Below are 11,691 nucleotides of genomic sequence, written 5' to 3'. Positions count from 1 at the left end.
CACCTGATCCTTTAATTATTCAACAACTGATAAATCCGATTATTTACCTTACCGAATGATTTGATATTATTTTGAATGTTCGAAAGCAGTACCACGACCGTTTTCCCGCTATGGCTAAAGCTATTCGACACGTTCCAACCACTCAAAATCCCGTGACTATTATAGCTCCCAGGATCGGCATAGAATCCCATTCCATATCCCGAAGCACTTCCCGCTGTGAACATCTTCTCAAAACTCGCATCGTTAATCAATTTCCGTTCCGACAACGCCTGGTCAAATAAATACATATCCGTCGCGGTCATATACATGTCACCACACCCATAAAGCTGCGATAAATCCGGTAAATAAGGCGTTTTGTAAGTCCCGTCCTTCTGAATACTGTATCCAACTGACGGTTTCTTCTCTTTATCAAACGTCGTATACATCCCCGAATGTTTCATACCCGCTGGCTCGAAAATGTTCTTTTGCACGTAGGTCATCAATTTTTCCCCGCTCAACTGCTCCACAATATAAGCTAGCACGCTATAGTTCGAATCATTATAATCCCATTTTCCAGGCTGACGCTTAATGCCCTGCGCCTCAATATCCTTGATCAAGTCCTCCGGTGTAATTTTCACGCTTTCCTCGGTGTGTCCAACAATGCCCGACGTGTGGTTCAGCAAATTCCGGAGCGTTATGCGATTCCCATTCGGAAAATCCGGCAAATACGTTGCGACCGAATCATTGACGTTCAGCTTGCCATGCTCTTCCAATTGCAGTATCGCCGTTGCAATGACCGCTTTCTGAGACGATCCAATATAATAAACCGTATCCGGCGTATTAGTAACATCCGTATCCCGATTCGCCGCTTTATACCCCTTATTCAGCACAATCTTGCCCTCGCGATACACAAGCGCCGTCCCACTAAAACCGATGCTCTCCAAATACTCATCAATCGCCTTATTATCCGCAACCGTCGCCGTTTCCTTCTCCACTGGCTTCTTCGGTGCCTCCTGTTTCGGCTTCACAGGCGCCTTCTCCGCGCTCTTCTTCTCACCCGCATTTTCCAATTCCGCCGGCGTTATCCATTTCACAGCCACAAAAACCACGACCAACAACACGAAAATCAGCCCAATACCAATATAAAAATCACGTTTCTTTTTGTTGCGCCGTTTCGAGGAGCGGCTCATTTGCTGATTTGCCATGCTTTGTCCTCATTTCCTAGTAAAATTGCTCGCTTCGTCCCCACGAATTTTGACACAATACAATTCCCCGATTTGCACAACTCCTACCCAAAATACTAGCCCATTCACGCCAAAATTGCAACCAGATTCCCGAATTATTTTGTGTATAACAATTTTGGTGTTAAAATAGGTTATGCAAGGACATGTTTTCAAAAGTCAAATCTAGGTTTGCGCCCCATTTTCTCAGGGTATTGTAATGAAGTATGCGTTCTAACTAGAAAAAGAAAGAAGGAGATTAGAGTTATGGTACAAATTACAAAAGGTAAATTCGATGGCTTACAAAGACTTTCTAATGATAAAGGAATTATTGCCGCACTGGCGATTGACCAACGTGGCTCCCTCAAGAAAATGATCCAAGAGGCAAAAGGTTCCGAAAGCGACAAAGATGTAGAGGATTTCAAACAAATGGTCTCCGAAGAATTGACACCTTACGCGTCTGCCATTCTGCTTGATCTTCAATACGGTACCCCTGCCATTAAAGCGCGTAACGAGAACTGCGGCCTACTAACCTCTTACGAAAAAACTGGCTACGATGCCACAACTCCCGGGAAACTTCCCGATTTAATTGCTGACTTATCCGCGCTCCGTATCAAAGAAAGCGGCGGCGATGCAGTGAAAATTTTAGTCTATTACGATCCAGATGAACCTGCTGAAATCAACGAAATCAAATACGCGTTCCTAGAAAGAATTGGCGCCGAATGTCGCGAAGTCGATATCCCATTCTTCCTAGAACCGATTACGTACGATGCCAAAGTAACAGATTCAGCCAGCGCCGAATACGCGAAACTGAAACCTGCGAAAGTCAAAGCATCGATCAAAGAATTCTCCAAACCGCGTTATGGCGTGGACGTATTGAAACTCGAGGTCCCAGTGAACTTCAAATATGTAGAAGGCTTCACGGACGGCGAAACCGTTTATACGAAAGAAGAAGCAGGACGCCATTTTGAAGAATGTTCCGATCTAAGCCCACTACCGTTCATTTATTTGAGCGCTGGCGTGACGGCAGAACTTTTCCACAAAACGATTGCCTTTGCGAATGAGCATAAAGTACAATATAGCGGCGTGCTTTGCGGTCGCGCAACATGGAAAGACGGTATCGAGGTCTACGGAAAACAAGGCGACGATGCATTACGCGAATGGTTGCGTACACAAGGAAAAGAAAACATCACCTCCCTTGACGGCTTGCTAAACGCCGGAGCATCCCCATGGTGGGCGAAATACGGTTCCTTTGAAGATGTACACGTAGTTGAAAAACAATAGTTAACCCGTTAAAACACGGTCTTGTCATGAGATCGTGTTTTTGCTTACGAAAAAACACCTCCAAAATTCGAAGGTGCCCCATCTTAGATCTTTCTATCCTGAAAATCAGCTAAAACTCGTCGTACCTCTTCCGTCGATTTCGTCTCCATTAACCTAATTCGCAGATCATTCGCACCCGGAAATCCTTTTACATAAATTTTAAAGAAGCGATGCAATCCGACAATCGAGCGCGGAACCAGTTCAGCAAACTCGTCCTGCAAATCCAACTGCAACTCCAGTAAAGCCAACAATTCCTCCGCCGTATGCTCTTTCTTCTCTTTTTCAAACGCAAACGGATTTTTAAAAATTCCTCGACCGATCATGATACCATCCACACCATATTTTTCAGCCAGTTCCAAGCCCTTTTCACGATCTGGAATATCACCATTTATCGTAATCAGCGTGTTAGGCGCGACACGATCACGAATCGCCATAATCTGGGGAATCAGCTCCCAATGAGCGTCAGCCTTACTCATCTCTTCCCGCGTCCGCAAATGAACAGATAAATTCGCGATATCCTGCTTCAGTAAATGCGTAATCCAGCCTTCCAGCTCTTCCAATTCCGCATAACCAATCCGTGTTTTCACACTAACCGGTATTCCCCCAGCCTTCGCCGCATCAATCAATTCCGCCGCCACTTCCGGCCGCAAAATCAAGCCACTACCTTTTCCGCGTCTCGCCACATTCGGAACCGGGCAGCCCATATTAATATCAATCCCCTTAAATCCCATCTCCGCCATACCAATACTCATCTCACGGAAAAATTCAGGCTTATCCCCCCAAATATGCGCCACGATTGGCTGCTCATCCTCCCTAAAAACCAACCGCCCCCGCACACTCTCGATACCATCCGGATGACAATAACTATCCGAATTCGTGAACTCCGTAAAAAAGACATCCGGCGCACCAGCCTCTTTCACAACATGGCGAAAAACAACATCCGTCACATCCTCCATCGGCGCTAAAACAAAAAAAGGCTTCGGCAACTCTGCCCAAAAATTAGTCGTCATGATTCAATCTCCATTTCACTAAACTCTGTTACTTTCGTAAAAACATGGTTATTCTACTAATAATACTAGAAAAAATCAATAGCATCAATCACCAATTTTCATTTCCCACAAAACTTAATCCTTATAATTATAGAAAAATGTATAACCAATTGACTGCCCCAAATAAATCAACCTATCCAGTTTCTCATTAGGTACGATAAAAAGATGATAACAATCACTATCCGTATCCAGCGTTACTAATGTATAGCCTTCCACCCCCAAATACGCATTTATCTTATCCAACGCCTCATCAGTAAATTCTTCTCCCGTAAAAACAATTTTATTGAGATTTAGCGAATAGCCCAAGCTATCAATCGCGCCTTTAAGTTGCCACAAGATATCTTCAGTCTCCTCTTTCCAATCAATATAAGCCCCAAATTGATGAGATGTTTCATAACCAACAAACCAGTAAGCAGCAATTAACAATAGCGCACTATGTCTATTTAATGAGTCTTCCCACATTTCCGAACACCATTTTTCATGCGCTTGCTGAAATTTTTCATAATCATTCGCCATTAAAGTAACATCATCAACTAATCCTTTATTGTCATTACTTAAAATCCTTGAAATTTCTATCAGCTCGCTATAGTCAACTTCATCCACAGCAGCCAATGTTTTCTTCTTAAAGAAATCAAAAAGACCCATTATTATGCTCCCATCCAAATTTAAAATATACTAGAAAAAAGCCCCCATCCAAAAGATGAGAGCCTTGAAAAATCCGTCTTAACGTTTTGAGAACTGAGGTGCACGACGTGCGCCTTTAAGACCTGGTTTTTTACGTTCTTTCATACGTGGGTCACGAGTTAACAGACCTGCACGTTTCAATGGAGAACGGTAATCTGGTGCAACTTGTAGCAATGCACGTGAAATACCGTGACGGATTGCGCCAGCTTGACCAGTATAACCACCACCGTTTACATTTACTAAAACATCATAGTTTCCTAGAGTTTCAGTTGCAACTAATGGTTGTTTAATAACTTCGCGAAGAGCCGCGAATGGAATGTAATCTTCCCAATCTCTACCGTTGATAACTACTTTGCCATCGCCTGGTACTAAACGTACACGAGCTACTGAGCTTTTACGACGACCTGTTCCATAATATTGTACTTGAGCCACTATATTTCCCTCCTCTTCTAATTATCCGCGTAATTGATACACTTCTGGTTTTTGTGCTGCATGTTCGTGCTCAGCGCCACCATAAACGTGTAATTTCTTGAAAATTTGACGTCCTAGAGAGTTCTTTGGAAGCATTCCTTTGATAGAAAGTTCAAGTAATCTCTCAGGATTGTTCGTACGTAGGTCACCCGCTGTACGTGATTTCAAACCGCCTGGATATTGAGAGTGACGGTAGTAAATTTTGTCAGTTGCTTTCTTACCTGTTAGAGCAATTTTACCTGCATTAATAATAATTACGAAGTCCCCTGTATCAACATGAGGAGTAAATTGTGGTTTAATTTTACCACGTAAGATTGAAGCTACTTCACTAGATAAACGGCCAAGCGGAATACCAGTAGCATCAACAACATACCATTTACGTTCTACTTCGCCTGTTTTCGCCATATAAGTCGTACGCATAATTTTCCCTCCTAGATTTTAAGAAAAATGCGATCTGTAAACTGTTCCATAGCCCACGATCTGCTTTTCGATTTAATTTGTTAAAATTTCCATTGTTTTGTTCAACACAACAACCTTCCGGGGCTTATTGTGGGGCAAACAATACCATAGTCAATAATACAGTCTTTATCGTAAAAAGTCAATGCGATTGAAGAAAAAATTTCAAACTAATTTAAAGCCGTCTGTTTTTTCGCAAAACCTATCAGCGCGCCGACAAATGCTCAGCTACTAGGCAAAGGCGAGTACCAGCGCGGAGTGTACGATTTGTACATGAGCACTGGAACGGAGCCTTTAACGACGTAGATGAGCGTTTGTCGGTGCGCTGATATTACTTGTAGTGGACTTCCCATAAGTATAAGCCCTGTGGCGGTGCCGTTTTTGCCCCTTGCGTCCGATCGCGCGCTTCTAAATTCGCCTTAACCTGCGCCACTGTCAGCCGATCATTCCCAACATCCAGCAACGTCCCAACCAGAATCCGGACCATATTATACAAAAAGCCATTTCCTTTAAACGAAAAAATCAGCGTATCATCCTCTTCCAAAATCTCAATCGCATAAATTGTCCGAACCTTGTTCTCACGACTCGATCCAGCCGCACAAAAACTCGTAAAATCATGCTCACCAGTCAGAATATCCGCCGCCTCACGCATCCGCGAAACATCTAATTTATAAGGAAAATGTAGCGTAAAATGCCGCGCAAACGGGTCAAAAAACTCCGAACGTTGCACAAAATAGCGATATTCCTTTCCAGTCGTCCCGAAACGCGCATGAAAATCCGACGCCACTTCCTCCACAGAAACAATACTAATATCATACGGCGTGAAAGTCTGCAACGCTTTTCGATATTTTGCCGGTGGAATCGCAAGCGGTGAATCGAAATGAATCACCTGACCTTTCGCATGAACCCCGGTATCAGTTCTCCCAGAACCAACAATCTTCACCACGTCACCTTTATGCATCCGCAGTAGCGCTTTTTCAATTTCCTCCTGCACCGTCCGCCCATTCGGCTGAATCTGATAGCCGACAAAATTAGTCCCATCATATTGAATTACTGCCTTAAATCGCTTCATTTGTCACACCTCTTCTTAAGATCGCAGCCAAACCAACAATGCCGTTACAACCAACATCATCACTAGCAAAAATGTATCCGAAAATCGCCATGCAAGCAGTCTAAATTTCGTCCTGCCCTTACCGCCACGATAACCGCGCGCTTCCATCGCTACCGCCAAATCCTCTGCTCGCTTAAACGCACTGATAAAAAGCGGCACGAGTAGCGGCACAATCGCCTTCATCCGGTCTTTTATCGGACCACTTGAAAACTCCACCCCGCGGGCCTTTTGCGCCTTCATAATTTTCTCCGTCTCGTCCATCAGCGTCGGAATAAACCGCAGCGCAATGCTTAACATCAACGCCAACTCATGCACAGGAAATCGTACAAATCGCAGCAATGCCAACATACTCTCAATCCCATCCGTCAACTCAATCGGGCTCGTTGTGAGCGTCAAAAGCGTCGTCATAAAGATAATCAACACAAACCGCGCAAAAATCATCGCCCCGTTCATCAACCCGAGACTCGTCACATGAATCGGTCCCCACTCAAAATATGTCGTCCCACCCTGCGTAAAAAACACCTGCAACAACAACGTCAAAATAATCAGCCAAAACACCGGTTGCAACCCTTTTATAAAGAACATAAACGGCACGCGTGATGCAAATAACAAACTCAATACAAACACAAATAATAACGCATATGTAAGCCAATTATTCGCGAGAAACACGATGATAATAAAATACATCACGGCTGTAATTTTGGCACGAGGATCAAGACGATGTAACCATGATTCGCCGGGGATAAAACGACCGAGAATCATCTTCTCCATCATTGGCTCGCCACGCCCTTCCCTAGATGCGGCACCATTTCTCCCACCAATTCATCAATTGTCAAACACGTTTTCCCAAGCTTCACCGCAAACCGTTCTTCAAAACGCCGTTGAAAGTGCACCACATCTGGAACCGAGAGTCCTAAATCCGTCAACGCATCCGGCTGACTAAAAATTTCCCGAGGCGTCGCCACCCGCTCCACCGTCCCGCCTTTCATCAAAATCACTTTTTGGGCATAAGTCGCCGCATCTTCCATGCTATGCGTCACAAGAATCGTCGTCAGCCCCTTCGTCCGATGCAGCGTCGCGAACATCTCCATGATCTCCTTACGCCCGTTCGGATCAAGCCCCGCGGTCGGTTCATCGAGCACCAAAACCTGCGGATCCATCGCCAGAACCCCAGCAATCGCCACACGTCGCATCTGACCACCAGAAAGTTCAAACGGCGAACGCGTCAAAATTTCCTCCGTCAAGCCAACCTCCACAATCACCTTCCGAGCCCGCGCCTTCGCATCCTCTTCCGACACACCAAAATTCAGCGGCCCAAAGCAAATATCCTTTTCCACCGTCTCCTCAAATAACTGCGCCTCTGGAAACTGAAAAACAATCCCCACACGCTCGCGCAAATCACGCAAACCCTTCTGCTTCTCACCAGCCTTAATAACCCGATCCCCGAGCGTCACCGTGCCCTCTGTCGGCAACAACAATGCGTTCAAATGCTGCAACAACGTCGATTTTCCAGAGCCCGTATGTCCAATAATCGCCGTATAACTCCCCGAATCAATCGTCACGCTAACATCCTGGAGCGCCCGCGTCTCAAAAGGAGAATTTTTCTGATAACAAAAACCTACTTGTTCGAATGTAATGTCCATAATTGATCCATCAACGCCCCTTCCATCAAGCTCCGATCCGATAGCGCCACGCCAGACTGCTCTAATTTTTCCTGCAACGACGTTATAAAAGGTACACCAAGTCCAATTCGGCGCATTTCATCAGCCTGCGCAAAAACCTCTTTTGGCGTTCCTTCCAAGTGTCGCTCGCCCTTATTCATCACAATGACCCGGTCCGCCATCACGACCTCATCCAAATCATGCGTAATCGAAATCACCGTAATCGCCTCGCGCTCCCGCATCACCCGAATCGTTTCCATCACCTCAGCACGGCCACGCGGATCAAGCATCGACGTCGCCTCATCCAAAATAATCACGTCCGGCTGCAAAGCAAGAACCCCAGCAATCGCCACACGTTGCTTCTGACCGCCCGAAAGACGCGAAGGCTCATGTAATGCGTAACCCTGCATTCCGACCTCATCCAGCGCACTCTCCACGCGTTTCACCATCAATTCATGCGGCACTCCATGATTCTCTAAGCCAAACGCCACATCATCCTGCACCGTCGCACCAACAAACTGATTATCCGGATTCTGAAATACCATCCCGACCTGCTTCCTGATATCCCAAATCGTCTTTTCACCCAGTTTGAAGTGCCCAATTTTGACCATGCCCTCCGTCGGGAACAACAGTCCATTCAACAACTTCGCAATCGTCGACTTACCAGACCCATTATGCCCAACCAGCGCCAACCACTCGCCCCTTTTCACCGTAAAAGAAACATCCTTAACTGCAAAAATTTCTTCATCCTCATATTTATAACTAACGTGATCCAATTTTACAAAATCATCCGACATCACGCACACCTCACTCTCACACGATCCTATCTATACCCTGCCTATTATAGTACAAAAAAACACCCCACGCAAAGAAAGATTTTCCCGGCCACGCAATCATACAAACAAAATAAATACATTTTTCCCTTTTTAAACACCATAAAATCCACAAAATAGAACTATCAAAACCGCAGTAAATCACCATCTCAAAAATATTTCTGACATTCCAAGCAATAAAAGCCCTTAAAAGCAAACAATCCGACTCAAACTGTTCACAATATGTCCATGTACTTCGTTTTAGAGAGATGCTATACTTTATCAAAGTAATCAAATAAATTTCATTATTCATTGTTACTTGAAGCACCACTACTACAAAAGAAAGGAGAATTTTTGATGCACCCCATGACGAAACAACACGTTATTTATGCAATGGATAAAAACGCAGAACCGAGTATGACAGTTGATAATGGCGCAGTAGTAACGATAGAAACGTACGACTGCTTTGAAAACCAAATTAAATCAGAACATCAGCCATTCCATCGCCTTGATTGGAATAGAGTGAACCCAGCAACTGGTCCCATCTTCATTAAAGACGCAGAACCTGGCGACATATTGGCTGTAACTATAGAGAAAATTCAATTAATTGGCGACGCAACGATGTTAACGGGCCCAGATTTAGGAGTCCTTGGCGACGACCTAACAGAAAACACGATCCGTCAGTTTCCAATTATAAATAACAAACTTATTTTTTCAAAAGAAATCACCGTTCCCATCAACAAAATGATTGGCGTTATCGGAACAGCACCAGCTGGCGAACCCATCTCATGCGGCACACCAGACGCACACGGTGGCAATATGGACTGCAAAGAGATCACAGAAGGCGTAACACTATTCCTTCCCGTTAACGTCTCTGGCGCCCTGCTCGCTCTTGGTGACGTACATGCAGCAATGGCAGACGGAGAAGTATCCGTTTCTGGCGCCGAAATCGCTAGCCAAATCACGATGCGCCTCCAAATCGTTAAAAATAAAAACTGGCCAACACCGAGTCTAATCAGCGACGAAAAAATCATCACCATCGCATCCGCACCAACACTCGACGAAGCCAGCCTAATCGCAACAAAGAACATGGTTCAACTTTTGACAGACGCAACAAAGACAACGCAAGCCGAAGCCATCATGTTGCTTTCACTTGCAGGCGACCTTCGAATCTGCCAAGTCGTTGATCCAAACAAGACCGTACGTATGGAACTACCACTCCAATACTGGTCTGAAAACCCATTTTTATAAAGAACAAGACACAATCGGTGCACACTATCCGGTTGTGTTTTTATTCATACACCATTCCCTGAAACTGCTTCCCAAGAAACACCGCCAACCGCTCCGCCTCAACGCTAATCCGCTTCCTATCACTCAACGAAACCCGCCCAAAAGCATAACAAGTAAAGCGAATCGTCTCCCCCTTCATCACATACCTCCACGTCCCCCTAATTTCCCCGTCAATCAGCACAACAGCCTCAATATGCCCCGCAGTTCGCCAAATCTCTTTTTCATATTTCGCATCAGCAAGCCATCCCTTATCAGCAAAACTCACAAAGAGCGGATCAAATTTTCCAAGCAATTTCACCTGTGAAATCACTTCCCGCTTACCTACATCCAACTCCCCCTCTGGATAATAATAAGCCTTTCCATCAATATCAAAACGCTCCAATCCATCCTCAATCCTCCGAAAAGCCTCCAAAAATGCATAATTCGGCAACCCACTCCAATGCTTAAAATCAGCCAAAGTAGCCGGTCCATAACACGCTAAATAACGAAATAAAAATCGGTCCATCGCATGCTCATCCACACTATCCCGCCACGAATCTAGCGACATCCCATCTATCCACTTCCGATGTGCATAAAATCGCGTACTAGGTCTTTCTGGCACAGCATAAATCTGACCAAGCAACGAAGCCTCAATCAAGACACCGCCCCACGTCATCAACTTTTTAGCCTGATCCCCCATCAACATCGCCAGTTCCTCTTTTGCTATAAACCGCTTCGATTTTCCGAGCCCGTCAATCCGCTCCAATATCGCATCTAAATCCACACCTAACTCTGCACAATGCTTCCTAACCCACGTTCTTCTTGGCGAATAAATCGCGTGTAAATTTCTCCAATCCTCCGGCACGTATAAATGCACCGTAGTCCGCTGTCCCCAAAGCTTAATAATTTCATTCCGATTATACATCCGATCCAAGTCATTCCTTGTCAATCCATCCACCCGATGAAACAAACTAATCTCACCAAACTGCTGATACTGCGCCTGAATCCCAATCAAATTAGCAACACAATCCCCCACTGTTTCAAAAACATTCCCCAGACCAGAATTAACAATCCGTATATTCTTCACCCCATCTAAATCCAAACCAATCACCCTCCAGTCCTATCTTAACCATAAAAAAATAGCCTACAAATCAATTACGATTTCATAGACTATCATACATCATTTGCCTGGCAATGATCTACTCTCACAGGGGGAAGCCCCCTACTACCATCGACGCTGAGAAACTTAACTTCCGTGTTCGGGATGGGAACGGGTGTGACCTTCTCGCAATAACCACCAGACATTATTTATATCATATAAAAAGCTTCCAACCAGATTCGAACTGGTGACCTCTTCCTTACCATGGAAGTGCTCTACCTACTGAGCTATGGAAGCACTAATATCATCAGACTTCTAACACACCTCAAAATTCTTAGTAAACAAAAATAAGGCTCCACAGGCAAGACTCGAACTTGCGACCGATCGGTTAACAGCCGATTGCTCTACCAACTGAGCTACTGTGGAATAATACATTGCCCGGCGACGACCTACTCTCACAGGGGGAAGCCCCCTACTACCATCGGCGCTGAAAAGCTTAACTTCCGTGTTCGGGATGGGAACGGGTGTGACCTCTTCGCCGTAACCACCAGACAATG

12 protein-coding genes, 2 tRNA genes and 2 rRNA genes are annotated in these 11,691 nt (G+C 45.0%); 2 read left to right on the top strand and 14 right to left on the bottom strand.

Annotation, left to right across the window (positions count from 1 at the left end):
* Positions 1-11: 11 nt before the first annotated feature.
* Positions 12-1,184 (bottom strand): serine hydrolase domain-containing protein, encoded by a 1,173-nt coding sequence (locus DUK53_RS13580; protein WP_124892815.1) that lies wholly within the window; start codon positions 1,182-1,184, stop codon positions 12-14.
* A gap of 282 nt (positions 1,185-1,466) precedes the next feature.
* Between DUK53_RS13580 and DUK53_RS13575 the strand changes: the two genes are divergently transcribed.
* Positions 1,467-2,483: a tagatose-bisphosphate aldolase gene (locus DUK53_RS13575; protein ID WP_036095009.1), complete on the top strand. Its 1,017-nt coding sequence runs from the start codon at positions 1,467-1,469 to the stop codon at positions 2,481-2,483.
* 83 nt (positions 2,484-2,566) lie between these two features.
* On the opposite strand, the gene DUK53_RS13570 is transcribed toward DUK53_RS13575, so the two are convergent.
* The 8 genes from DUK53_RS13570 to DUK53_RS13535 all read right to left on the bottom strand — a co-directional run bounded on the left by DUK53_RS13570 (position 2,567) and on the right by DUK53_RS13535 (position 8,751).
* Positions 2,567-3,532 carry a tRNA dihydrouridine synthase gene (locus tag DUK53_RS13570; RefSeq protein WP_036129759.1) on the bottom strand — a complete coding sequence of 322 codons (966 nt, stop codon included), beginning with the start codon at positions 3,530-3,532 and terminating at the stop codon, positions 2,567-2,569.
* Positions 3,533-3,646: 114 nt separating this feature from the next.
* On the bottom strand, positions 3,647-4,216 hold the full coding sequence (locus DUK53_RS13565; RefSeq protein ID WP_052164771.1) for a DUF6630 family protein: 570 nt from the start codon (positions 4,214-4,216) through the stop codon (positions 3,647-3,649).
* Positions 4,217-4,294: 78 nt separating this feature from the next.
* Positions 4,295-4,687 carry a 30S ribosomal protein S9 gene (gene rpsI / locus DUK53_RS13560; RefSeq protein WP_036065752.1) on the bottom strand — a complete coding sequence of 131 codons (393 nt, stop codon included), beginning with the start codon at positions 4,685-4,687 and terminating at the stop codon, positions 4,295-4,297.
* 21 nt (positions 4,688-4,708) lie between these two features.
* A complete protein-coding gene (rplM, locus tag DUK53_RS13555) occupies positions 4,709-5,146 on the bottom strand; it encodes a 50S ribosomal protein L13 (RefSeq protein ID WP_036059868.1) in 438 nt (145 codons plus the stop codon).
* Positions 5,147-5,513: 367 nt separating this feature from the next.
* The gene (gene truA, locus DUK53_RS13550; protein WP_036129757.1) at positions 5,514-6,254 is read right to left on the bottom strand and encodes a tRNA pseudouridine(38-40) synthase TruA; all 741 of its coding nucleotides are present in this window, start codon (positions 6,252-6,254) and stop codon (positions 5,514-5,516) included.
* 15 nt (positions 6,255-6,269) lie between these two features.
* The gene (locus DUK53_RS13545; protein WP_036129755.1) at positions 6,270-7,067 is read right to left on the bottom strand and encodes an energy-coupling factor transporter transmembrane component T family protein; all 798 of its coding nucleotides are present in this window, start codon (positions 7,065-7,067) and stop codon (positions 6,270-6,272) included.
* Entirely contained in the window at positions 7,064-7,936 is an 873-nt protein-coding gene (locus tag DUK53_RS13540) for an energy-coupling factor ABC transporter ATP-binding protein (RefSeq protein ID WP_036129751.1), read from the bottom strand. Before DUK53_RS13540 ends, DUK53_RS13545 begins: the two co-directional genes overlap by 4 nt.
* Entirely contained in the window at positions 7,912-8,751 is an 840-nt protein-coding gene (locus DUK53_RS13535; protein ID WP_036095000.1) for an energy-coupling factor ABC transporter ATP-binding protein, read from the bottom strand. The genes DUK53_RS13540 and DUK53_RS13535 overlap by 25 nt, the downstream gene beginning before the upstream one ends.
* Positions 8,752-9,123: 372 nt before the next feature.
* Between DUK53_RS13535 and DUK53_RS13530 the strand changes: the two genes are divergently transcribed.
* Positions 9,124-10,017: an acetamidase/formamidase family protein gene (locus tag DUK53_RS13530; protein WP_036129748.1), complete on the top strand. Its 894-nt coding sequence runs from the start codon at positions 9,124-9,126 to the stop codon at positions 10,015-10,017.
* Between the two features lie 40 nt (positions 10,018-10,057).
* Here the strand turns inward: DUK53_RS13530 and DUK53_RS13525 are convergent, their stop codons facing one another.
* From DUK53_RS13525 to rrf (DUK53_RS13505), 5 genes are all read right to left on the bottom strand, one after another.
* A complete protein-coding gene (locus tag DUK53_RS13525; RefSeq protein ID WP_052164770.1) occupies positions 10,058-11,137 on the bottom strand; it encodes a winged helix DNA-binding domain-containing protein in 1,080 nt (359 codons plus the stop codon).
* Between the two features lie 84 nt (positions 11,138-11,221).
* Positions 11,222-11,337, bottom strand: a 5S ribosomal RNA gene (gene rrf, locus DUK53_RS13520).
* A gap of 21 nt (positions 11,338-11,358) precedes the next feature.
* A tRNA-Thr gene (locus DUK53_RS13515) sits at positions 11,359-11,431 on the bottom strand.
* 56 nt (positions 11,432-11,487) lie between these two features.
* Positions 11,488-11,560, bottom strand: a tRNA-Asn gene (locus DUK53_RS13510).
* Between the two features lie 10 nt (positions 11,561-11,570).
* Positions 11,571-11,686: ribosomal RNA gene (rrf, locus tag DUK53_RS13505) — 5S ribosomal RNA — on the bottom strand.
* Between the last annotated feature and the right edge of the window lie 5 nt (positions 11,687-11,691).

Origin of the sequence: Listeria sp. SHR_NRA_18 (genome assembly GCF_003856515.1) — a bacterium.
GTDB classification, from domain to species: Bacteria; Bacillota; Bacilli; order Lactobacillales; family Listeriaceae; genus Listeria_A; species Listeria_A newyorkensis.
The sequence above is the reverse complement of the archived record's forward strand: the minus strand, read 5'-3'. Positions and strand labels throughout refer to the sequence as shown.

Bases quoted from the DNA above. Each gene is read 5' to 3' on its own strand.
- DUK53_RS13530 (WP_036129748.1), top strand. From the start codon at position 9,124: ATGCACCCCATGACGAAACAACACGTTATTTATGCAATGGATAAAAAC.
- DUK53_RS13540 (WP_036129751.1), bottom strand. From the start codon at position 7,936: ATGGACATTACATTCGAACAAGTAGGTTTTTGTTATCAGAAAAATTCT.
- DUK53_RS13575 (WP_036095009.1), top strand. From the start codon at position 1,467: ATGGTACAAATTACAAAAGGTAAATTCGATGGCTTACAAAGACTTTCT.
- DUK53_RS13545 (WP_036129755.1), bottom strand. From the start codon at position 7,067: ATGATGGAGAAGATGATTCTCGGTCGTTTTATCCCCGGCGAATCATGG.
- rplM (WP_036059868.1), bottom strand. From the start codon at position 5,146: ATGCGTACGACTTATATGGCGAAAACAGGCGAAGTAGAACGTAAATGG.
- DUK53_RS13535 (WP_036095000.1), bottom strand. From the start codon at position 8,751: ATGTCGGATGATTTTGTAAAATTGGATCACGTTAGTTATAAATATGAG.
- DUK53_RS13565 (WP_052164771.1), bottom strand. From the start codon at position 4,216: ATGGGTCTTTTTGATTTCTTTAAGAAGAAAACATTGGCTGCTGTGGAT.
- DUK53_RS13570 (WP_036129759.1), bottom strand. From the start codon at position 3,532: ATGACGACTAATTTTTGGGCAGAGTTGCCGAAGCCTTTTTTTGTTTTA.
- DUK53_RS13580 (WP_124892815.1), bottom strand. From the start codon at position 1,184: ATGGCAAATCAGCAAATGAGCCGCTCCTCGAAACGGCGCAACAAAAAG.
- truA (WP_036129757.1), bottom strand. From the start codon at position 6,254: ATGAAGCGATTTAAGGCAGTAATTCAATATGATGGGACTAATTTTGTC.